Source organism: Franconibacter sp. IITDAS19, assembly GCF_023079515.1.
Classification (GTDB): domain Bacteria; phylum Pseudomonadota; class Gammaproteobacteria; order Enterobacterales; family Enterobacteriaceae; genus Franconibacter; species Franconibacter pulveris.
The window spans coordinates 15,087-37,903 of record NZ_JALJCP010000002.1; the positions used below are offsets into that span (position 1 = coordinate 15,087).

General features: G+C 54.8%; 21 protein-coding genes. 12 read left to right on the forward strand and 9 right to left on the reverse strand.

Annotated features, from left to right (window positions below; genetic code table 11):
• The first annotated feature begins 29 nt into the window (after positions 1-29).
• The 4 genes from MT962_RS05990 to MT962_RS06005 all read left to right on the forward strand — a co-directional run bounded on the left by MT962_RS05990 (position 30) and on the right by MT962_RS06005 (position 2,910).
• Complete coding sequence (locus MT962_RS05990; RefSeq protein ID WP_247365152.1) at positions 30-590, forward strand: hypothetical protein; 561 nt, start codon at positions 30-32, stop codon at positions 588-590.
• A gap of 381 nt (positions 591-971) precedes the next feature.
• On the forward strand, positions 972-1,463 hold the full coding sequence (locus MT962_RS05995) for an Hsp20 family protein (protein WP_024555400.1): 492 nt from the start codon (positions 972-974) through the stop codon (positions 1,461-1,463).
• 77 nt (positions 1,464-1,540) lie between these two features.
• A complete protein-coding gene (locus MT962_RS06000) occupies positions 1,541-1,840 on the forward strand; it encodes a hypothetical protein (protein WP_247365154.1) in 300 nt (99 codons plus the stop codon).
• Positions 1,841-2,271: 431 nt separating this feature from the next.
• Entirely contained in the window at positions 2,272-2,910 is a 639-nt protein-coding gene (locus MT962_RS06005) for a MerR family transcriptional regulator (RefSeq protein WP_247365156.1), read from the forward strand.
• Between the two features lie 57 nt (positions 2,911-2,967).
• On the opposite strand, the gene MT962_RS06010 is transcribed toward MT962_RS06005, so the two are convergent.
• Positions 2,968-3,237: a hypothetical protein gene (locus tag MT962_RS06010; RefSeq protein WP_152526335.1), complete on the reverse strand. Its 270-nt coding sequence runs from the start codon at positions 3,235-3,237 to the stop codon at positions 2,968-2,970.
• A 226-nt stretch (positions 3,238-3,463) separates the two neighbouring features.
• Between MT962_RS06010 and MT962_RS06015 the strand changes: the two genes are divergently transcribed.
• Positions 3,464-4,150, forward strand: coding sequence for a VIT family protein (locus MT962_RS06015; RefSeq protein ID WP_024555403.1), 687 nt, complete (start codon positions 3,464-3,466; stop codon positions 4,148-4,150).
• A 90-nt stretch (positions 4,151-4,240) separates the two neighbouring features.
• Here MT962_RS06015 and MT962_RS06020 read toward each other — a convergent pair whose 3' ends face one another.
• Positions 4,241-4,693: a universal stress protein gene (locus MT962_RS06020; RefSeq protein ID WP_024555404.1), complete on the reverse strand. Its 453-nt coding sequence runs from the start codon at positions 4,691-4,693 to the stop codon at positions 4,241-4,243.
• A gap of 1,066 nt (positions 4,694-5,759) precedes the next feature.
• Between MT962_RS06020 and MT962_RS06025 the strand changes: the two genes are divergently transcribed.
• Entirely contained in the window at positions 5,760-8,450 is a 2,691-nt protein-coding gene (locus MT962_RS06025; protein WP_247365158.1) for a glycogen/starch/alpha-glucan phosphorylase, read from the forward strand.
• Positions 8,451-8,518: 68 nt separating this feature from the next.
• On the opposite strand, the gene uspA is transcribed toward MT962_RS06025, so the two are convergent.
• On the reverse strand, positions 8,519-8,962 hold the full coding sequence (gene uspA, locus MT962_RS06030; RefSeq protein ID WP_024555406.1) for a universal stress protein UspA: 444 nt from the start codon (positions 8,960-8,962) through the stop codon (positions 8,519-8,521).
• A gap of 449 nt (positions 8,963-9,411) precedes the next feature.
• On the opposite strand from uspA, the gene MT962_RS06035 reads away from it, so the two are divergent.
• The gene (locus MT962_RS06035; RefSeq protein ID WP_268237245.1) at positions 9,412-10,023 is read left to right on the forward strand and encodes a MerR family transcriptional regulator; all 612 of its coding nucleotides are present in this window, start codon (positions 9,412-9,414) and stop codon (positions 10,021-10,023) included.
• A 298-nt stretch (positions 10,024-10,321) separates the two neighbouring features.
• On the opposite strand, the gene MT962_RS06040 is transcribed toward MT962_RS06035, so the two are convergent.
• The 3 genes from MT962_RS06040 to MT962_RS06050 all read right to left on the reverse strand — a co-directional run bounded on the left by MT962_RS06040 (position 10,322) and on the right by MT962_RS06050 (position 12,484).
• Entirely contained in the window at positions 10,322-10,780 is a 459-nt protein-coding gene (locus MT962_RS06040; protein ID WP_247365161.1) for a universal stress protein, read from the reverse strand.
• Between the two features lie 429 nt (positions 10,781-11,209).
• Complete coding sequence (locus MT962_RS06045) at positions 11,210-12,049, reverse strand: DMT family transporter (protein WP_247365163.1); 840 nt, start codon at positions 12,047-12,049, stop codon at positions 11,210-11,212.
• A gap of 27 nt (positions 12,050-12,076) precedes the next feature.
• Positions 12,077-12,484 carry a hypothetical protein gene (locus tag MT962_RS06050; RefSeq protein ID WP_247365165.1) on the reverse strand — a complete coding sequence of 136 codons (408 nt, stop codon included), beginning with the start codon at positions 12,482-12,484 and terminating at the stop codon, positions 12,077-12,079.
• 81 nt (positions 12,485-12,565) lie between these two features.
• Here MT962_RS06050 and oxlT point away from each other — a divergent pair, with 81 nt between their 5' ends.
• Entirely contained in the window at positions 12,566-13,822 is a 1,257-nt protein-coding gene (oxlT, locus tag MT962_RS06055; RefSeq protein ID WP_247365167.1) for an oxalate/formate MFS antiporter, read from the forward strand.
• 217 nt (positions 13,823-14,039) lie between these two features.
• Here oxlT and MT962_RS06060 read toward each other — a convergent pair whose 3' ends face one another.
• A complete protein-coding gene (locus MT962_RS06060) occupies positions 14,040-14,876 on the reverse strand; it encodes an alpha/beta hydrolase (protein ID WP_024555412.1) in 837 nt (278 codons plus the stop codon).
• Between the two features lie 460 nt (positions 14,877-15,336).
• Here MT962_RS06060 and MT962_RS06065 point away from each other — a divergent pair, with 460 nt between their 5' ends.
• Positions 15,337-16,098 carry a helix-turn-helix transcriptional regulator gene (locus MT962_RS06065; RefSeq protein ID WP_247365168.1) on the forward strand — a complete coding sequence of 254 codons (762 nt, stop codon included), beginning with the start codon at positions 15,337-15,339 and terminating at the stop codon, positions 16,096-16,098.
• Here the strand turns inward: MT962_RS06065 and leuA are convergent.
• Entirely contained in the window at positions 16,095-17,753 is a 1,659-nt protein-coding gene (gene leuA, locus MT962_RS06070) for a 2-isopropylmalate synthase (protein WP_247365169.1), read from the reverse strand. The genes MT962_RS06065 and leuA overlap by 4 nt on opposite strands.
• A gap of 378 nt (positions 17,754-18,131) precedes the next feature.
• Here leuA and MT962_RS06075 point away from each other — a divergent pair, with 378 nt between their 5' ends.
• Both MT962_RS06075 and MT962_RS06080 read left to right on the forward strand, forming a co-directional pair.
• Positions 18,132-19,439 (forward strand): MFS transporter, encoded by a 1,308-nt coding sequence (locus tag MT962_RS06075; protein WP_024561158.1) that lies wholly within the window; start codon positions 18,132-18,134, stop codon positions 19,437-19,439.
• 92 nt (positions 19,440-19,531) lie between these two features.
• A complete protein-coding gene (locus MT962_RS06080) occupies positions 19,532-20,254 on the forward strand; it encodes a substrate-binding domain-containing protein (protein WP_247365483.1) in 723 nt (240 codons plus the stop codon).
• On the opposite strand, the gene MT962_RS06085 is transcribed toward MT962_RS06080, so the two are convergent.
• On the reverse strand, positions 20,229-21,128 hold the full coding sequence (locus MT962_RS06085) for a LysR family transcriptional regulator (RefSeq protein ID WP_024555417.1): 900 nt from the start codon (positions 21,126-21,128) through the stop codon (positions 20,229-20,231). The genes MT962_RS06080 and MT962_RS06085 overlap by 26 nt on opposite strands.
• Positions 21,129-21,638: 510 nt before the next feature.
• Here MT962_RS06085 and MT962_RS06090 point away from each other — a divergent pair.
• On the forward strand, positions 21,639-22,793 hold the full coding sequence (locus tag MT962_RS06090; protein WP_024555418.1) for a mandelate racemase family protein: 1,155 nt from the start codon (positions 21,639-21,641) through the stop codon (positions 22,791-22,793).
• Positions 22,794-22,817: the final 24 nt, after the last annotated feature.

A 22,817-nucleotide genomic window follows, 5' to 3' on the forward strand; every position in this document is an offset into this window, starting at 1 on the left:
TCTCATCGTTTTACTTATAAGGAGTCGTCATGATGATGTCGATTTTGCCCGCCTCGCGTAATGCCGCTTTTTTACTGCTCAGTGGGCTTGCCGCGCAGGTCGCGCTGCTGCTTCGCCTCAACGCGCAGATGGGCTGGCTCTTTGCCGCCGGGCTGGTGATGTTATTATTTTTCACCCTCGCTGTTGGCGTATTGCTGATGCAAACAAGCCTGTTCGCCGCAGGGAATACGCCGGGATTTCTGTGTCTGGCTTTTTTGATTAACGCCGCGGGCCTTTTTTTATTACTGGTTGCATGTACACAAGCAAATAATAAATCACTGCTGCTGATGGGGACCGTTATTTCCGGGCTGGCAGAGGGAGCAGGCCTGGCGACAATATTGTGCGGCGAAGCCCGGCAATTATATCGGGCGCGTCCAGCCAAATGCAGACTGGCTGCGCTTATTATCGCGATATCGCTTGCTGTTATGACGTGCCTGCGGATTCAGGCGGCTTTTGCAGAAACGGCGGGGTTCCCTTACGCCTTCGCTTTGTTGCTTGATCTCGCCTTGCTTGGTGCGCTATGGATAAAAATCATGCGGGATGAAAATTAAGTTACGGCATGCAGAAACGGTGCTGTTGTCTGGTAATAAATAAGCCGGTTTTACCCGGTTTTTTATCACCGAATCGCTTATTGATGTTTAGCGTCTCGCTCATGCAGCGAGACGAGCAACCGGTTATTCATAGCGCCTCATGCCACATATTACCAGATGGATCTCCTGCATCTTATCCTCCACCAGGCGAGACGACTTTTTAAGTGATGGGTTGTTTATTGTTTGATCAATTGATCGTAATCATAAAACCGTTAACTGTTTAATAAACAGCCATATTGCTTCGCTTGAAAATTATTTCACCTGTTCTATAAATTATCACGATCTGAAAGCAATATTGCCCGGATGAACTTTTGAATATTTATAATTCAGGAGGTTATCATTATGTCCCTGCACGATTTTTCAGCCTATCCTTCATTAACCGATGCAGTTTTTTCTGACAGGTTTAACCGCATCGACAGATTGTTTAGTCAGCTCACCGGGGATTTACCCGTCTCCTTTAAACCGCCTTATGATATTCGCCAAATGGATGAAAATCGCTTCGCGCTTAGTTTGAGCGTACCCGGCTGGAAAGAACATGAACTGGAAATTGAAGTTACAGGCGGACGGTTAACCATTGTCGGCAAAAAAGAAGTGAAATTTGATGACAATCGCAGCGCAGAAGAAACGCAGGGAGGATGGTTACATAAAGGCATCAGCCGTACCGATTTCTGTCTGAATTATGCTATTCCGGAACATATGAAAGTAACAGACGCGAGCCTTGAAGATGGCATCCTGACAGTCGGTCTGCATCAGGAATTACTTGAAAGCCAAAAACCGCAGCGTATTCCAATTCATCAAAAGGCGCCGGAAGCGCTTGAGCAGAAAAACGGATAAGTTTGGCCATTTGTATCAGGAGGAACCGTGGGTTCCTCCACCCGGTATAGTAATAGTTTGCTTATGAAGATAATGACATGAAGATCATCACCGTTACGCCCGATCATACCCGTCAGCCGAGGCTTGTTGAACAGGATGTTTTAACGACGCATATGAAACTGGGAGATTCCCAAATCGTGCTGAGATACCGAAAACTCCCTGCGCTTATCATGCCGGTGCTGGATGTCGAGTTTTATGATAAAAAAGGTAAACGCTACTCCCTGCGTTATAACCTGCCGCCAGACACGGCAGAGCGGACCGGGCGTAGAGTCTCTCTGCTTTTGTATCTGCTTGATAAACGGTTTATTCAAAATACCATGACTGACCCTGGTGAATAACCGTACTGCTTTATCGCGTTTTTTGCATGGCGTTGAATAGCGTTTCTTATCAATATCATATTATGGCTTAAATTCACGTTAAAAATTAAAAGGCCATTGTGTTAATTTTAAAGGCGCTTTTAGGTAATAAAACTGCAACGTGAAAATTTTCGCAAGGTCATCGTTGACGGCTCTTTTTTACAGCCTGAAGGGCGCGACAGTCAACCAGCGCCAATGTAAGAATAAAAACAAGGCTGCGTCTCAGATAAAAAGAGATGAGTTACTGTTTCGGTAAACATACCCTTCGTGTCTCGCTTAATGAGGGGTGAAAAATATTCTAAATTAAAACACACCTTAAATTTATCGCCCGTTTTTATTGATAATTATTAATCTTTCTGCATTTGCCGCGCGTCTATGATAGTTTAATTTTTAACCGGCGGGGGATTTTTATTATGCTTACGTCTGTATCCACTGTATGTCGAATGCTCAATATCCTGCCTATGACGTTAAAAGGCTGGCAGGCCGCTTTGCTTATTTCTTCCCCTCATGAAAAGGGTTACAGCGAGCCGCAGGTTGCGCAAATCAGGGTTGTTCGGGTTTTAACGTCTTCCGGGGACACGCTGAGTGATATATATACTCTGTTAAACGATTCCTGGCATTACCGGCCCAGCGGTTGGGAAGCTCGCCGACAGGAATTTATTCTGCAACTTAAGTCAGGAACTGACGAAACGCGCAGCCGTTTTCTCTGGGAGCTTTACAGCAGTTACAGTCCTGGCGACATCCGCACTTTTATTCTGTTACCTTTAACTGACGGGTTATGTCAGAAAGGAAGCGACATCTTACGGACACGTTTTATTACATGCCTCGTCAGTCATATTAATCGTCTTAGCCAGACCGGGGTGGGAGATAGCATTACATTGCCGCTGCTGGACATCGTTAAGACAGTAAAGCTCCATTTGCCATCTTTCATTTGTCGGGAGCCCAGTACCGGTACGCGCATAAGCATGCTCAACTCCAGCAAGCGTCATGATTCAGGCGAACGGGCGTTCTGGAAGCCAGACACGCTGGTAAAAAGCAAGGAGGTGCTGTAACACAAAGGAGAGTGGCGCTGGCGTCGTCAGGCGCCCCTTAAGAATGTATGCGTTGAATTAACAGGCGGCACAGCGGTAGCCCGTTAACATAATCGCGGCGATAATTTCATGCAGTGGCCTCACGGATTGATATAAAGCGGCTGGTTTGCATCTGGTAAACAGAAATAAATTTATGGCGCCAATAAAAAAGCCGCCGTTATCGCCTCGCATTTTTACCCACTGCGAACCAAAAGGATTTATTTGCAAGGCGGATGAAGCCCGATATTTTGCCTCACGGGACAGGCTTACTTTAACGTGCAGAAACCGCCTGTTCTGGCTCATGGACATGCTTTTTCTCTGGTTTCGCCATCATGCGCTGCCCACTTATCAGCAATTCAAAACCCCGGCTGAGCGCATGATAAAACTGAGCCGGCAACGAGCAGTTTACGCCTGTCTGGTTATGCTTTTTTTATAACGTTGCCGTACGTAAGCGGGAGCAAAGGAACACTCTCTCCGCCTGTTTTTCCGGCTTGCTACAGCCTGATGCAGATAAGCGTTGCTCGGTGGTGAACATATGGTGAAAAATCATAAAATGTCCCGCTCCGGTTGGCTGCGCGCCGCCGTGCTGGGCGCCAATGATGGCATTGTCTCTACGGCCAGTCTGTTAACAGGCGTAGCATCGGCTGACAGCACTCCCCGGAATGTTTTACTTGCCGGTATAGCCGGTATGATTGCGGGCGCCATGTCAATGGCGGTGGGGGAGTATGTCTCTGTTTCTTCTCAATCAGATATCGAAAGAGCGGCCCTTGTTGAGGAGCGTGACGAACTGAAGGCTGATTTTAAACTGGAAACGGATGAGTTGACGGCAATTTATGTCCGGCGCGGGCTTTCTCCTCTCCTGGCCCGACAGGTAGCGGAACAACTAATGGCATACGATGCCCTTGCCGCACATGCCAGGGATGAGCTCGGCATCACCGAATTCAGCAGCGCACGTCCGCTGCAAGCGGCAGTGTATTCAGCGGCGAGTTTTGCCGCAGGCGCGTTGTTACCCCTTGCCGTCGCAGTGATTACCCCCTTTCATTATGCAGTTACTGCGGTTGTGGCTGCGACGTTGTTAGCACTCGGCATGCTTGGTGGCGCCGCCGCCGCAACAGGAGGCGCGCCGGTGATGAGAGGAATACTGCGCGTCACCCTCGGAGGCATCGCGGCCATGGGGATCTCCGGCTTTACCGGATCGGTGTTTGGTCTGGTTGCTGGCTAAGCGATGGCAGTTATGCCCGACGAAGCGGCTGAAAATGCAATCAACCCTAAAAAGCCGGAAATGTTCCGGCTTTTTTATAACAGAAACGCGTTAGTCCTCTTCAAAATACTCATCATTATCTTTGCTCAGCGGCACAATCAGCATGTCGATGTGCATTCGATGGATTAACTGCCGTGCTGCCGACTTAAGCGTATTCCAGAAATCCTGGTAATGGCCGCACACAATCAAATCGATATCATATTTTACGACCGCATTTTCCAGCGCCTGAATAAAGTCGCCTTTGCCATACAGGGTTGCGCTGATGGGATAGCCCGCCGCATCAATTAAGGATTGAACTAGCTGCCGATTTTCTTTTTCAATACGCTCTTGCTCAGGGCCGAGATCTTCTTCAACCAGACTGCTATAAATATCCGCATAATTCACATCCACATGAATAAAATAGATTTTAGCGCCGTCACGCTCAGCCAGCGAAACGGCTTTATGAACCAGTATCTGACTGTCTGGAGAGAGATCGACTGCAACCAAAATATTTCTATAAGCCATGATATTTATCCTCTGACAGAGTTCCTGGCGATAAACGTTCTGCTATGACGTTATGGCCTGCACTTATTAAGAGCCAGGCGACAAACGCTTGTTCGCTTTATCATGCCGTCAGGTGGGCGCCATTGCGCATCTACTCACGGCCATTTACCGCTTTTGAACTGCTGTACCATTATTGTGCCATCAGGATGTTTTTAACGCCGCCTCATGTCTCAGCCCGTCGCTAACACCCGAAAGGCCATTTGAACCAGGGCGCGTGGCATTCGAAGCGACAGTTTACGGTTGGTGTGGCAACCCCAAACGTAAACCGGGTTACTACCGTTATGACGGGCACGTTTAATAATCTGATAAATAATGCAAATGCCCAAATTCTTTATTAACCGGCTAACGAAAAAAGAAAACCTCTACGCGCCTCGTGAAATATCAAAGGAAACGCTCAGATTTAGTAACAGGAATTATGACGTTGGCCGTAGGCTTCTGCAAAATTATCAGGCTGTGCTTTGTTATTTTTAACGCTTTTTTGTTCTGCATCACTTTCTTGTCATTTAATAGCTTATCAGCGGGGCGGTTGACAGAGAGCAAATAAGCTGGCCTCACGGTTTTTAATTTATAGTATTAATGGTCATCAGCATAATTAAACATCAGCTTTCCGGTATATAAAAGTAAGGAGAAACTCTTATTGACATAGAGAATACTGTTGGAAGCGGCGGAAATATTCTCTTAAACCCTTTGCGCTACGTTTTTTTAATCTGTCGTTGCGCTATGAGTTAAGCATAATGCTTATTCGTTCCTCTGCCGCTCTGTTATTACGACATATCCGGCGCGTCAACAGAACAGGGTTACAGCGCCGAAGACTCGCGTTTCTGAAATAGCTAAAACTAGCGGCTCAGGAAAGGACAACGCGGCATCCTGAATGCATTTGCTATCGCCCCGGGCGTTGACTATGTTGATAACAGGTAACGGCGACCTGCTTAAAAGCGGGGCAGAACAACGAACCGAAAATAAGAAAAACGGGAGTGCAGGCCAGTGCGACTCGCCATCTGTTCCCGTGAGGCGCGCCGACGGCGCAATGTCCGTTGGGCGATGGCAACCCATTGCCGGCGTCCTCACCATGCTCCATCCCGGGCGCGACGCCGTCCTGCGCCCGAATACGCTTTCCCGGCACGCCACTTTCGCGCCTGCGTCCCCACAGCGCAAAGAGAAACACAGGGATCGTCATACGCTGGTACTGGCGCACGCGCCAATGCGAGACAACGATATGATCAACGATACTTCTGTCGCACAGGCGTCTGCCTCCATAGCGCTTGCATCCGATGCGGCAAGCGAAGCTGTGTTTGAGCACGATGTCGTCCGCAACCTTATCTGCCGTCAGGCCCGCTACCCCGATATCGCGACACCCCAGGACTGGTATATGGCGCTTGCTTATACGGTTCGCGATCGCATGCTCGCGCGTTGGGCCGAATCGGTGAAAAACTACGCGCTGCACCACGTCAAAGTCGCCTGCTACCTGTCAGCCGAGTTTCTTATCGGCCCGCAGCTCGGTTGCAATTTGCTTAACCTTGGGCTGGAGGAAGAGGCGAGGCAGGCCATGGACTCGCTCGGTCAGGATCTCGATGCGCTGCTGGCGATCGAAGAAGAGCCAGGGCTTGGCAACGGCGGCCTGGGCAGGCTCGCAGCCTGTTATCTCGACTCGCTCGCCAGTCTTGAGATCCCGGCGATAGGCTATGGTATCCGCTACGAATTCGGCATTTTCGACCAGGATATTGTCGATGGCTGGCAGGTGGAGCGCACCGACAAGTGGCTGAAAATGGGCACGCCCTGGGAAATCATCCGGCCTGATATTCACTATTACGTCAGCTTCGGCGGCTACACCCGCATGTGGAACGATGAGCAGGGAAGATTGCGCGTGGAATGGGTTCCGGGGAGGCAGGTGAAAGGCGTGGCGTATGATGTGCCCGTGCAGGGATACCGCGTCAATACCTGCAACGTGCTACGGCTCTGGAAGAGCGAGGCGGTGGAATCTTTCGATTTCGATGATTTCAACGCAGGCGATTATTATGAAGCGGTGGAAGAAAAAGTGGTCTCGGAGACACTTTCAAAGGTGCTTTATCCGAACGACGAACCGGAGAGCGGTAAACGCCTGCGCCTTGCGCAGCAATACTTTTTCGTCTCATGCGCCTTGCAGGATATGTTGCGCCTGATGGAGGTGAGCCACACGCCCGTCGAGCGGTTTGCCGACCGTTTCGCCGCGCAGCTGAACGATACCCATCCTTCCATTGCGGTGGCGGAGTTAATGCGCCTGCTGATTGATGAACGTCTGCTTTCATGGGAGGACGCCTGGTCCATCACCCAGCGGACTTTCGCGTATACCAACCACACTCTGTTGCCGGAGGCGCTGGAGACCTGGAGCCTGCCGCTGATGCAAAGCATGTTGCCGCGCCTGGTTGAAATAATTTACGAGATAAATCAGCGGTTTCTGGATGAGGTCCGCCGCGCGCTGCCCGGCGATGAAGGCAGCGTAGCGCGCATGTCCCTCATTGACGAGCAGGGGGATAAAAACGTGCGTATGGCCCATCTCGCCACCGTCGGCAGCCACAAGGTCAATGGCGTAGCGGCGTTGCATTCCGATCTGCTTAAACAGACGATTTTGCGTGATTTCGCCGCGATGTTCCCGTCGCGTTTTCTCAATGTGACGAACGGCGTTACGCCGCGCCGCTTCATTATGCAGAGCAACCCGGGGCTGGCGCGGCTGCTGGACGATACGCTGGGGGAGAAATGGCGAACCGATCTGACTCGCCTCGACGCGCTGGCCGACCATGCCGACGACGCCACGCTGCAGAAGGCCTGGCGTGCGGTCCGGCGCGAGAACAAAGCGAAGCTTGCGGCGCGCATCGGCAACATCACCGGCATCGCGGTTCCGCCGGAGATGATGTTTGATATTCAGGTGAAACGCATTCATGAATACAAACGCCAGCATCTCAATGCGCTTCATATCATCAGTCTGTATCAGCGCCTGCGCCGCGATCCGACGCTTGACGTCGCACCGCGCTGCTTTATTTTCGGCGGCAAAGCGGCGCCCGGCTACGATATGGCGAAACTGATGATTCGGCTGATCTCGGGCATCGCCGAGGTGGTTAATCAGGATCCGGCGACACGCGATCGACTAAAAGTGGTTTTCTATCCCGATTTCAACGTTAAGAACGGCCACATTATCTATCCGGCCGCGGATCTGTCCGAGCAGATCTCAACGGCGGGAAAAGAGGCGTCGGGCACGGGCAACATGAAATTTATGATGAACGGCGCGCTGACCATCGGCACGCTCGATGGCGCAAATGTTGAGATTCGCGAGCAGGCGGGCGCAGACAACTTCTTCCTGTTCGGAATGACAGCACAGCAGGTGGCGGCGCTTCAGCAGTCGGGATATCGCCCTGGGCACTATCTGGAGGCGAATGAGGCTTTGCGCGAGGCGCTGGATGAGATTGCGCAGGGGCGTTTTTCGCGGGGCGACAAGGCGATGTTTCGCCCGTTGCTGGATAACCTGCTGAATGCGGATCCGTTTCTGGTGCTGGCGGATTTCGCCGACTACGCGGCGTGTCAGCAGCGTGTGAGTGAAGCCTGGCGCGATGAAAAACGCTGGGCGCGCATGTCGATTATCAATACCGCCCGTTCAGGCGCGTTCTCCTCAGACCGGGCGATTAAAGAGTATTGCGAGAACATCTGGCAAACGCGAGCGGTGAAAATCGACCTTGCCGCACCCTGACGGCGCGGCGGCAGCGCCTGCGTGACAGGCCATAAAAAAGCCGGGGTTAACCGGCTTTTTTAATGGGGTTAGTCGTCGTCATCGTCCTGTTCATAGAGCGGCACAATTAACAGGTCGACATGCACATTGTTAATCAGCTGTCGCGCGGAGGACATCAGCCGGCTCCAGAAATCGTGATGGTGACCGCAGACCACGACATCGGCCTGGTATTTTTTCACCGCGTCCGCCAGCACCTGCGCCAGGTCGCCTCTGCCGTTCAGGGTTTCGTTGATGGGATAGCCCGCGCCGCTGGCTAATGCTTTAAGCCCCTGAAACATTTCATAGGAGATACGCTCCTGCGAATAGCCAAGCTCAGCTTCAATCAGGCCGGTATAAAGGCCGGTCTGGTTCAGCTCAACATGAATCAGGGAGACTTTGGCGTCGTAAGGCTTAGCCAGCGAAACCGCTTTACTGACCAGCAACTGACTTTCGGGAGAAAGGTCTACTGCAACGAGAATATGTTTGTAAGCCATGATACGGCTCCTGTCATACGCGTCCGTATAGCAGCGGGTTTTCCTGCCGCGCCAGAGCGGACAAAGCTTACCGCATCGTAGCGTCCTTACCGGATGCGCCGACAGCATCGGGCGTCGCGGCTGGTCTGTTACGTCTCAAACAACCCGCTCCCGCCCGGTCCAAAACCGTCAACCGGAGATAGATATCAAAAGTTTACTTTGGTTATTTATTGAGCGATTGACATTGATCAAGCAATGTTTACAGAAAGTGAAAAAGGGAAAGGTTTCTTTATAAATAGTTGATTTTAATTTATAAAAATCCACAGCGTTAATGCGCCGCTTTTTTCTAAGAATTTTCTTAATAAAAATTGAATAATAACGTATAGAAACTATTTTTGATTCTGGTCAATTTTCAGGCAGGGGTTTGTCGCCACTATAGCGCAACTTTTAATCTGTAGAGGGTTCTGCACGTGTTTATCTCAGCTTCAACGGTTTGCAATATGGTCGATGTTTTACCTGCCACGTTAAAATACTGGCGCTTTGCGTCACTCATTCCTTCTCCCTGTGCGAAAGGCTACAGCGAGGCGCAGGTCGCACAAATCAGGGTTATTCGGGCGCTTACCTCGTCGGGCGATACGCTTAGCGAAATTCATACGCTGTTGCATGATTCATGGCAGTACCGGCCGAGCGGCTGGGAAAAGCGTCGTCAGGAGTTTATTTTCCAGCTTAAGTTCGGCACTGACCAAACTCGCGACGGGTTTATCTGGAAACTCTATAGCACCTACAGCCCGGAAGACATAAAAGCCTTTATCCTGGCGCCGCTGGCCACCTGGCTTTGTGAAGAAGGGGAGGGAAAACAAACCTTACGGCCGCGCTTTATTGCCTGCCTGCTAAACCATACTCACCGTTTGCTGCGAAATGAGCAGAGCGAAAAATACGCGCAGCCGCTGCTCGGCATTATCAAAAGCCTCAACCTTCAGCCCCCGTCATATTGCTGCCAGGGTTCTGAACGCGTTAATCCGGCAAGAAAAAACACTATCGGCAGCCTGAGTGACTTAGCGGCACGACCGGTTCGCCAGTAACGCATTTTTATCACCGCACAGCGCGTACCGAAGCCCCCGCATCAGAATGATTTGCATGCCGTGGCGTCGCTGTATGTACTGAACCGAAAAATAACAACTCGACTTTTGTTTGTTCAAAAGGAAATTAAATAACGTGGCCGTATTGGGATGGTAAAAAGCCGATAGTGCAGGGCATTATCGGCTTTTTTTCGCTTATTTATTCGCGACGAACCGGGCGAAGAAACGGCGAAAAGAACGGTCGCTGTGTCACAATCATTGCGCCAAAAATGGTGGCGTTTTTCTTATTACTGAAAACAGATTAAAACAGGCTCATTCCTGAGAATTCCTCGTCTTCCTCGCGCAGCGGCACAATCAGCATGTCGACATGCAAACGATGAATAAGCTGACGCGCAGGCGATCTTAAGGTGTTCCAGAAGTCCTGATGATGCCCACATACGACAAGGTCAATGCCATATTGATGGATTGCTTCATCCAGCGCCTGAACCAAATCGCCTTTACCGTTAATGATTTCCCGGATGGGATAGCCCGCTTTATCCACTAATATGTTCAGATTCTGTTGGGTTTCGTGCGCAATCGCCTCCTGTTCGCGGCGAAATTCCGCTTCGACCAGGCTGCTGTATATTTCGGTATAATTTATATCGACGTGAATAAGAAAAAGTTCCGACTCCCAGGCGCGCGCCAGCGCAACGGCTTTATGGACCAGCAAATGGCTTTCGGGAGAAAGATCGACTGCAACCAGAATATGATGATAAGCCATACGATGACTCCTCTTGCACCGTTCCGGGCGGCAATCGGTCTGTTGGGCTTCATCATTTAAGAAGATGAATGTCATTCCAGACAGCGCGTATCCCATCGTCATGCATGACGATAAAGAGACAAACGCTCAGGATCGTTTACCGCCTCTGAACGTGAGTTCAGTTATCCTGCTATCAGAATTAATTTCGGTTCTTTGCGACCCGCCGGCATCGCCAACTTTGTAAAAGAGATTCTGAAAAGCCGACCCGGGCTGCGGTTTATTCATCTGAACCCGAGTCTGAACTGCAAAAATTAGCTTAGCAGCTGGCGTAATGAGGTAGCAGACTATGGCCGCCAGTTATTTGTAAAGCCCGCCGCGCCGCCACGCCGTAAAGCGGCAGCCGGAACATAACGACGCGCGCTTTCATTTAGCCGGAGACGATTCTGCCCGTTATCGCGCGGCGGCCCGGTCCGACGCGATTACCATGACGATGCCTGCGATGACGAGCGCGGTGGCGAAAATCATCCTGAGGTCTGGCATTTCTTTCAAAAAGAAGACGCCGCCAAGCGCTGCGAGACAAGGAACGCTCAGCTGAAGGGTGCTGGCGGTGGTTGAGGTAAGATGACGCACAATGCGGTACCAGAGAACATAGGCAACTGCGGAGGCGACGCCCCCCGAAACGAGCGCCAGCGCCACGCCATCGCTATCGACCCTCTTTGGCTCCGGCGACAGCATAAACAGCAAGGCGATAACCGGCACGCTCAGGAGAAAATTACCGGTGGTGGCGCCGGTAGGGTCCGCCACCTTTTTACCCCTTACCGAATAGGCTCCCCACGCCAGCCCGGAGGCGATCATCATGATTGCCGGTATTGGCGACGGCATGCTGGCGCCCGGCAGCAGTAAAACCGCCATGCCTGTAATAGCTACGGCAATACCGGCTATTTTACGCCGCCCCGGTTTTTCGCCCTGGATGATGCCCCACAGGATCATGCAGACCTGAACCGCGCCGAAAAGCAGCAGCGCGCCCGTGGCGGTGTTAAGGTGAACATAGGCGAGCGAAAACAGGAAAGCGTAGGCGGTAAGAAGACCCGCATTCACCACGTTCCACTGAATGCCGCGCCTGCTACGGGCCGCCAGCTGGAAAAAAAGCAGCACTACCGCCCCGCCGAGCAGACGAAGGCTACTGAACGTCGCGGGATCGGCATGTCCCTCTTTGAGCGCTATGCGGCACAGGACAGAATTTGCGGCGAACGCCGCCAGAGTAAAGATAACCAGAAGGCCTTTTTTCATTGTTTTCCCCGTCGCCAGCACGGCCTTTTACACCGTTTTACAGGATGCACAGGAAAAGCGTAGCTTTACTGGCATCCCTTCCTTGCGTAAACCGAATAAATCCCTTTCACAGGCTCTCGCGCCGGTTCGCCTTGCGCCGTCCCTGCCAGGCCAGAACGCCTCCACGTTTAACGCCTGGCGCTCTGTATCCGCATGTCGATTATACGCACCGGGATCACACATTCGCACCGCTCCGGTGCAATGCGTACCGCCGCGCTTTTCCTGCCGTGCGCAATATTCTCTTTTCAACTCATTGATAAAAAAAGAGTAAATAAAATGGCACGCTTCGTGCTTTTTCTCTGTATACGCAGTTGTCGACACGCCGTCATGCAAAGACCCTGATGACATCACGATAGCGATGGCGGCGTGGCGCGCGGGTAACCCCTTCATCTGCATGGCATGACCTGTTTTTTCGGGATGGCGCTCTACGGGGCCGTCTCTTCATAACGCGACATCACCCGGCTACTGGAGATAAGTATGACCGTTCTTAGCGAACCGTTGGTTGCCCCCAAATATGGCAAGTGGACGCAGCTTGTGCTTGGCCTGATCTGTATGGCGTCCATATCCAGCCCGCAGTATGTATGGACGCTGCTGACCCGCCCGCTCACGGAGAAACTGGGCGTGGGATTAGCCGAACTGCAGGTGACCTTTTCCCTGCTTATCATTCTTCAGACCTTCTTTTCACCGTTCCAGGGGCGCCTTGTCGAAAAATTCGGTCCCCGGTTGCTTATCTCCATCGGCACGATCCTGGCGGGGTTCAGTTGGGTGCTCTCTGCGCATATCAACGGCCTGACGGCGCTCTGGCTGGTCTATGGCGGTATGGGCGGGCTGGGCACCGGCATCGTCTACATCGGCGTTGTCGGGCTGATGGTGAAATGGTTCCCGCAACAGCGCGGCTTTGCGGCAGGCGCCGTGGCGGCGGGCTATGGCATGGGCGCGATTCTGACCACCTTCCCGATTTCGCTCTCGCTTGGCAGCTACGGCCTTGAGCAGACCATGACGCTCTACGGCATTATTTTCGCCCTTGTCGGCTTTCTGGCAAGCCAGGGGCTAAAGCTGCCGCCGACCGCAGCGCCGCAGCCCGCCAGTCAGAACGTGGCGCAAAGCGCGAAGCAGTTCACCTCGCGCGAAATGCTGCGCCAGCCGCTGTTCTGGCTGATGTTTGCGATGATGGCGATGATGTCGACCTCGGGCCTGATGGTAACGTCGCAGATGGCGGTCTTTGCCGACGATTTCGGCATCAGCAAGGCGGTGGTGTTTGGCATGGCGGCGCTGCCGCTGGCGCTGACCATTGACCGCTTCACCAACGGCCTGACGCGTCCGCTGTTTGGTTTTATCTCTGACCGCTATGGCCGGGAAAAAACCATGTTTATCGCCTTCGCGCTGGAAGGCGTCGCGATGACGCTATGGCTTGCCTGCCGCGACGATCCCATGCTGTTTGTGCTGCTTTCCGGCGTCGTCTTCTTTGGCTGGGGTGAGATTTTCTCCCTGTTCCCGTCAACGCTGACCGATACGTTCGGCAGCAAACACGCCGCGGCAAACTACGGCTGGCTCTATATTTCGCAGGGCATCGGCTCGATTTTCGGCGGTCCGCTGGCGGCGCTCTTGTATCAACACACCCAGGGATGGCATGTTGTCTTCAGCTGCGCGATAGCCCTTGATTTCATCACCGCCGGGCTGGCGCTGTTAGTATTAAAACCCTGGCGCGCGCGGTTCATCAGCAAGCACAGTTAATCGCGGCTTTTCTCAGGGACGACGGCAATGAGAGCTTAACCCGCCACTGCTTCCTCATTCGGATGCAGCCACGCCAGGAGATTTACCCGTTCATCCTTCTGCCTGGCGATTGCGTTACCGGGGTGAGAGTGCCCGTCGTCCGGGATGCCGCTTAACAGGCCGGTTTAAACGCAAACACCGACGAGGCAGGACGCTGTCCCGCCTCGTCGCAGGCAGATTACTTCTCGATAAACGCCAGCAGGTCGGCGTTCAGCACATCCGCATTAAGCGTCAGCATGCCGTGGGAAAACCCCGGATAGGTTTTCAGCGTGCCGTTTTTTAGCAGCTCAATTGATTTCAACGCCGCATCCGCAATCGGCACAATCTGGTCGTCTTCGCCATGCAGCAGCAGGGTAGGAACCGTAATGGCTTTGAGATCCTCCGTCTGGTCAGTCTCGGAAAAGGCGCGAATACCTTCATAATGGGCTTTGGCGCTGCCCATCATGCCCTGACGCCACCAGTTCTGAATAACGCCTTCCAGCGCGGTCGCGCCGTCCCGGTTGAAGCCGTAGAACGGGCCGGCGGGCACATCGAGGAAGAACTGGGCGCGGTTGGCGGCAAGCGCCGCGCGAAAGCCATCAAACACTTCCAGCGGCAATCCTTCCGGATTCGCCTCGGTTTTCACCATCAGCGGCGGTACGGCAGAAACCAGTACGGCTTTAGCGACCCGGCCGGAGGGCTGGCCGAATTTCGCGACGTAGCGCGCCACTTCGCCGCCGCCGGTGGAGTGCCCGATATGAATAACGTTTTGCAGATCCAGCGCTTCCACTACGGCAAACGCATCGGCGGCATAATGGTCCATATCGTGACCATCGGAGACCTGGGAGGAGCGGCCATGGCCGCGGCGGTCATGCGCCACCACGCGGTAGCCTTTTGCGACGAAGAAAAGCATCTGGGTATCCCAGTCGTCAGCGGAAAGCGGCCAACCGTGGTGGAACATAATAGGCTGCGCCTCTTTCGGGCCCCAGTCTTTATAAAAAATTTCAACGCCGTCTTTCGTGGTAACAAAGCTCATGAGAAATCTCCTGACCGATATAAGTGAGGGAGGGTGAATAATTGAGCTGATACTTCAGCGCATGACATTGTTATGCCCGCGGGGTTACAAAGAAATTATGCAGGAAGCGGTTTTTTCGCCATTTCCAGTGGCAGTTTAAATTTCTGTCTGGCGTTCATATTTCAAACGTTGCCATGATCGGCGCGCTTTAAATTCGTGCTTTCTTATTATTCCGCAACAGGGAGCGAGCGTATTTATTACTGCGGGCCTGTAGACCGCCCCAGGTGAAAACAGGCTCAGGTTGTCGCCTCACTGATTTTTTAAAAGGCGAACGGCGCGCCCTGACGCCTTGCAAAGCCTGGCGCAGAGGTCCGGCCTGACTTTTTCGGAAAAATTTGTTATGACTCTTCAATACCTTAAAACGGGGCGCAGCCAGACAGCGTCCCTGTAACTTTATCTGCGACCGATTACCGATAACCCTATGCAATCCAGCGCCTCGCTTTCGTTTGCCCATCGCCCCCTGGTTCCCGTGGCGCATGATTACCCGCACGGGGCCACCGAACCCTGGCATCAGCATGATTGCGCACAGCTTTTACATATCATCAGCGGGGTGGTGCGCGTCGATACCCAGAGCGGGTGCTGGGTCATCCCGCCAGGCCGCGGCGTCTGGCTGCCGGCAGGAACGCGGCATGCGCTTCGTATTACCGGACAGGTGGCGGCCAGAACGCTGTTTATCGATCCGCTCGCGCGGGCCGACCTTCCCGCCGCGTGCCAGATTGTGCAAATCTCCGCGCTGCTGCGGGAGCTTATTGTGGCCTCGCTGGCGCTTCCTGAACACTATGTCGGCGGCAGCCGCGAAGAGCGTATTTATGAGCTGATTCTGGATGAAATACGGGGAATGACCGTGTTGCCGTTTGGCCTGGCGGAGCCGCAAACCGCGATACTGCGCCAGCTGTGCAGAAGCATGCAGGCGCGGCCTGCGGATGACTGGTCCAGCCAGCGCGCGGCGCGTCTTGTTAACATGAGCGAGCGCACCCTGAACCGCCATTTCCAGCAGCAAACGGCGCTGACCTGGAGCGAATGGGTGAGGCGGGCAAAACTCATGGAAGCGCTGATTCGCCTGGCGCAGGGGCAATCCGTGCTCGCGATTGCGCTGGAGCTGGGTTACGGCAGCCACAGCGCGTTCACCGCCATGTTTCGCCGGGTGATGGGCATATCACCCAGCGACTATTTTAATGACTAATCCTGCGCTACCGCCGCATTGAACAGCGCCTGCAGCGAGGCGCGCGAGACATCGCTGTCGATGCCCACGCCCCAGCGGCTGCCGCCATCCGCGAACTCGCAGCGGATATAGGCGACCGAGCGGCTGTCGCTTCGCTCCCCCAGCGTGTGCTCGTGATAGTCTTTAATCACCAGCGGCTGTGCGGTTAACGGCGCCAGCCCTGCGGCGGCGGCGGAGAGCAGCCCGTTGCCGTACCCTTCAATTCGCTTTTGCTCGCCGTTCACCGTAAGCGTGGCCTGAAGTTTTAAACGGCCGTTTTGCTGGCTTTCGCTGCGGTAGTCGCGAAGGGCGAGCGGCGGCTGGGGGACCAGCCCGTAGCGCGTGCGAAAGAGCTGCCATAACGCGTTTAGCGTCATCTCGCGGCCATGGCTATCCGTTTCGCGCTGCACATGCTGGCTGAAATCCTGCTGCAGCGCGCGGGGCAATGTCAGGCCGTGGTTTTGCTCGATTATCCAGGCGCTGCCGCTTTTACCGGACTGGCTGTTGACCCGAATAACGGCCTCGTAGCTGCACCCGATGTCCTGCGGATCGACAGGCAGATAGGGCATTTCCCAACGGTCGCCCGCTTTGCGCGCGTCAAACCCTTTCTTGATGGCGTCCTGATGCGAGCCGGAAAAGGCGGTATACGCCAGGCTTCCCGCCCAGGGGTGACGCGGATGAACCGGCAGTTGGTTACAGCTTTCAACCACTTCAACCACCTTATTCATGTCATGGAAGCTCAGCCCCGGGCTGATGCCCTGGCTGTATAAATTCATCGCCAGCGTCACCAGGCAGACGTTGCCCGTGCGCTCGCCGTTGCCAAATAAGCAGCCTTCAACGCGATCGGCGCCCGCCATTATCGCCAGCTCCGCGCAGGCCACACCGGTGCCGCGATCGTTGTGCGGGTGAACGCTGATGCACACCTCGTTGCGCCGTGAAAAATGGCGGCAGAAATGCTCAATCTGGTCGGCATAGACGTTGGGCGTATTCACCTCGACCGTCGCGGGAAGATTGATAATCATTGGGCGCTCTGCGCAGGGTTGCCAGACATCCGCCACCGCTTCGCAAATCTCCAGCGCAAATTCGGGCTCCGTGAAGCAGAACGTTTCGGGCGAATATTCATACTGCCAGCACGTTTGCGGATATCGCTCGCATTGCTGGCGAATCAGGGTAGTGGCGTTGACAGCCAGTGCGACGATCTCCTGTTTCTCCATGCCGAAGACCAGCCGCCGGAACAGTGGCGCGGTGGCGTTATAGAGATGAAGCGTGGCGCGTTTCGCGCCGCGCAGCGCTTCAAAGGTGCGCAGGATAAGCTCGTCACGCGCCTGGGTTAATACCTGAATAGTGACATCGTCAGGAATGCGCGCTTCCTCAATCAACTGACGGACAAAGGCGAAATCTGTCTGCGAGGCGGAAGGAAACGCCACCTCAATTTCCTTAAAGCCGCACTCCAGCAATAAGTTCCAGAACTGGAGCTTGCGCTCGCTGTCCATTGGTTCGGCCAGCGCCTGGTTGCCATCGCGTAAATCCGTGGATAACCAGCGCGGCGCGTGCGTTATTCGCTTTTCCGGCCAGGTGCGGTCGGGCAGATTCAGGGGGGGCCAGGGGCGGTATTTGTTTTCCGGTTGACTCAGCATGGTTATCTCCTCTTAACGTCATGCCATTTTGCTGAGTCGTCGCCAACGGCGCTGCATCGGTCTGGACAACAGGTTAATTAAACTGGACAACCGCGCAGCCATTCTTAGGTTCTTCTTGTTAAATTAACGTTGCGTAAATGAGAAATCATGTATGAATTTCGTCACAAAACGGAAAAGCCATCTGGCGCTGGCGGGCGGAGATTAAGCCTGTGTCATTCATCGTAAATAACTGTAAATAATAATGTTTATTCGCCGGGCTGGTTAATTAATGCAGCCCGCGCATGGGTCGATTGATTTATTGCACTTATTAACTTCGCAACCCTGGTCCAGTCTTCAAATCAGGCGCAGCAAAAGCGTCGTAAATAAATGGAGACTCAGATGCAAACCGCTTCCTTACCGTTAACTGCCCGGGCGCGCGCTGGCGCTATCCTGCGCGTCACCTCCGGTAACTTCCTGGAGCAATTTGATTTTTTCCTGTTCGGGTTTTATGCCACTTACATTGCGCACACCTTCTTCCCGGCAAGCAGCGAATTTGCTTCGCTGATGCTGACTTTCGCGGTGTTCGGCGCCGGGTTCCTGATGCGCCCTGTCGGCGCCGTGGTGTTAGGGGCATACATTGATAAGGTGGGCAGACGTAAAGGGCTTATTGTCACGCTCTCCATCATGGCGGCCGGGACTTTCCTGATTGTGCTTATCCCTTCTTACGAGAGCATCGGGCTCTGGGCGCCGTTGCTGGTGCTGACAGGGCGCCTGCTGCAGGGCTTTTCCGCGGGCGCGGAACTGGGCGGGGTTTCGGTTTACCTCTCGGAAATCGCCACGCCGGGGCGTAAAGGCTTCTACACCAGCTGGCAGTCCGGCAGCCAGCAGGTGGCTATCATGGTTGCCGCAGCGATGGGCTTCGCGCTCAACGCATTGCTGGCGGAAACGGCCATTCGCGAATGGGGCTGGCGCATCCCGTTTCTTTTCGGCTGCCTGATCGTACCGTTTATTTTCCTCCTTCGCCGCAAGCTGGCAGAAACGCAGGAGTTCAACGCGCGCCGCAGCCATCCCGGCATGGGGCAGGTGTTCAGAACGCTGCTCAATAACTGGCAGGTGGTTATCGCCGGCATGCTGATGGTCGCCATGACCACCACCGCGTTTTACCTGATAACCGTGTATGCGCCGACGTTTGGCAAAAAAGTGCTGATGCTCAGCGCCTCAGACAGCCTGCTGGTCACGCTGCTGGTGGCGGTCTCCAATTTCTTCTGGCTGCCGGTAGGCGGGGCGCTGTCCGACCGCTTTGGCCGCAAGCCGGTGCTGGTCGCCATGACGCTGCTGGCGCTGGCTACCGCTTACCCGGCGCTGCGTTTGCTGGCGGGCGCGCCGGGCTTTTACATGATGCTGGGCGTGCTGCTGTGGCTCTCGTTTATTTATGGTCTGTACAACGGGGCGATGATCCCGGCGCTTACCGAAATTATGCCGACGGAGGTGCGGGTGGCGGGTTTCTCGCTTGCCTACAGCCTGGCGACGGCGGTGTTCGGCGGGTTTACGCCGGTGATGTCTACTGCATTGATTGAGTACACGGGCGACAAAGCCTCGCCGGGGTACTGGATGAGCTTCGCCGCCGTATGCGCTTTGCTGGCGACCCTCTTTTTATACCGTCGCAGCACGCTGCCGCTGCCCAATGCCCGTAAGACGTTCGGCTAAGGAGAGAAACCGTGAAAATCTACTGGCGCGCTACGGCGTTCATTGTTGCCCTGGCGAGCAGCCCGGCGCTTCAGGCTAAAGCGTTAACCGTCATGATCTCGGGCGGCTTTAAGGCGGCATGGGAAACCCTCGCCCCGCGTTTTGCAGCGCGGGAAGGGGTTCACCTTCACACGGTTGCAGGCCCGTCCATGGGCGATACGCCACAGGCCATTCCGCAAAGGCTGGCGCGGGGTGAAAAGGCCGATGTGGTTATCATGGTGGGAAGCGCGCTGGAAAAACTCGCCGCGCAGGGCCAGACCCTGCCTGGCTCGCGGGTAGAACTGGCGGACTCGCTTGTCGGCGCGGTGATAAAGCAGGGCGCGACGCCGGTGAGCATTAAAACCGAGGATGAACTCCGCGCCGCTTTGCGCAACGCCCGCTCAATAGCCTATTCCGACAGCGCCAGCGGCAGGTATGTCAGCGAGCAGCTGTTCCGGCGGCTTGGCATTGCAGAAGAGGTGAAAGAGAAGGCGCACCGGGTTGACAGGATCCCGGTGGCCTCGGTGGTGGCGAAAGGCGAATATGCGCTGGGTTTCCAGCAGGTGAGCGAGCTGCTGCCGGTGCCGGGCGTGACCTTCATTGGCGAACTGCCGGAAAAGGTGCAATACACCACGCGGTTTGCCGGTGCGGTGACCGCCACCTCGGCGTCCCGCCATGAGGCGGCGGATTTGCTCCGCTATTTGTCCTCGCCGGAGGTGCAAAACGTCGTTCAGTCAACCGGCCTTCGTTCCGTGAAGGCGAAGCATGCCGTCAAAGCGAGCGATACCGTTCAATAAGGGTATTTTCAAGCTCCTGCGCCACATGGGAAAGCATGCGCCCGCTTCTTCTCAGCAGGCCGACCGTCCGCGTGACGACCGGCCCGGTAAGCGCGACTTTTGTCAGCGCGGAATGCGCGGACAGCGGCATCGACATCGCGGGCACGGCAGCGATGCCGAGCCCCGCTTCCACCATGCCGAGCATGGTGGTCACGTGGCGCGTCTCACAGATGCTGGGCCGTTCGGGCGCAATCTCCGCCAGCGCCTGGTCGAGCAGGGTGCGGTTCCCCGACGTTTTATCCAGCCCAACCCAGTCGTGCCGGTAAAATTCTTGCCAGGTGATGCTTTTTTTACCGGCAATAGCGTGTTCAGGCCGACAGGCCGCCACGTACTCATCGTTGAGCAACGGCAGAAATTCGATATCGGGCTGCGTGCTGCCGGAAAAGCTGATGCCGAAATCCGCCTGGCCGCTCATGACCGAGTCGTAGACGTTACCCGCGCTGCTGTCGATAAGCTTGATGCGCACGCGGGGGTATCTGGCCTGAAAGCTGCGGATGACGTTCGGCATAAAGTAGTAAGCGGCAGAGGGGACGCAGGCGACGGTAATCAGCCCGGTGCGGGCTAAGCTGACTTCGCTGAGATCCGCCATCACCGCTTCAAAATCCGCCAGTAACTGGCCCGAGCGCTCGGCGAAAGCCTGCCCCTTGAGCGTGAGCGTCACCCGCCGGGTTGTCCTTTCAAACAGCTTTAATCCCAGCGCGCTTTCGAGCTTATCAATGCGGCGGCTGAGCGCCGGTTGCGAAAGACAGATAGACTCCGCCGCCAGCCGAAAGTTGCCGTACTCCACCAGGGCCCGAAACGCGTAAAGGTCATTGAGGTCAAAATTCACGGGCATAGCGGTATCTCGTCCTTTTACTGCGAAAATTCAACGTAGCGTTCCTTTGCCCGGCCTCCTCTGCGCAGGCAGGGCACCGCCTGTTATAGCAGAACAGGCGGGTAAAAGGGGGGGGCAGTTAACTTAAATGAAACATAAAAGCAACAAATGCCATGCACCGTTCCCGCGCTTGAGAAAAAAACGGTGCCGAAGCCGCCAGCAGCAAGCGCCAGAGGGGATAGAGACCTGAGCTTCCGCCTGATGTGACGGCGCGCTAATTTCCCGCTCCCGGCCTGGTCTGACCCATCTCACACTTTGCACTTCTTTTGTGAAAACCATCACTTAACTTCGTGCTGTCGCCCAAAAAATCACCGTCTGTTAGTGAACATTTTCCGAGGACATGGTGATTTTTTGTGCCTAGATTGGGCATTGAAACGGCTTTTTAATTACGTAAAACCTGCTTGCCGATTTCGGTAATCCGCAGGGCTGATAAACAGAACATGAATTACCCTGCCTTTTTAAGGACCGACCATGAAAATTGAATCTGTAAACGTTACCCTCTTCCAGTACCTCTCGCGCCGGGTTTCTGACAGCGCCGGGCATTCGCACCCGGGCCCGGAGAGTATGGCGAAAATGGCCATGCTGACGATTACCGCCGACGATGGCACGCAGGGGTTTTCTTTTGCGCCGCCGGAAGTGGTGCGCCCCTTTGTCGTCAATACTTTTTTGCGCAAGGTCATGGTCGGTCAGGAGGCGTTTAACCGCGAACGCATCTGGCAGGATCTCGCGCACTGGCAGCGGGGCAGCGCGCACCAGCTCACTGAACGCGCGCTGTCGTTTGTGGAACAGGCGCTGTGGGATTTAATCGGCCGCAAGCTCAACATGCCGGTTTATAAATTGCTCGGCGGCTTTCGCGATAAAGTGCCCGCCTATGGCAGCACCATGTGTGGGGACGACCTCGCAGGCGGCCTTTCCACCCCGGATGAGTATGCCGCTTTCGCCGAAAAGCTGGTGGCGCGCGGCTATAAGGCCATCAAGCTGCATACCTGGATGCCGCCCGTCTCTTTCGCCCCTGACCCGAAAATGGACGTTAAAGCCTGCGCCGCCGTGCGCGAAGCGGTGGGACCGGATATTGACCTGATGATTGACGGTTATCACTGGTACAGCCGCACCGAGGCGCTCTGGATAGGCAAGGCGCTGGAAAAGCTCAACTTCGCCTGGTTTGAAGAGCCGATGGAGGAGGAGAGCATGGATTCCTACCGCTGGCTGGCGGAAAACCTGTCTATTCCCGTCATCGGGCCGGAAAGCCTCGGCGGCAAACACCACAGCCGGGCGGACTGGGTGAAAGCAGGGGCGTGCGACATTCTTCGCGCAGGCGCCAACGGCGTAGGCGGCATCTCGCCCACCCTGAAAGTGGCGAGCCTTGCGGAATCGTTCGGCATGGATTGTGAAGTGCATGGCAACGGCGCGGCGAGCCTCGCGGTCATCGGCGCTATTCGCAACTGCCGCTGGTACGAGCGCGGGCTGCTGCATCCTTTCCTGGATTACGACGAGCCGGCGCCTTACCTCAACACGCTGGTCGACCCGATGGACGATGAAGGCTTTGTTCACCTGCCGCAGCGCCCCGGGCTCGGTGAAGACATTAACTTCGCCTATATCGAAGCGAACACCCTCAGCCACGACTGACGAATAACAAAATCATGCCAGGCG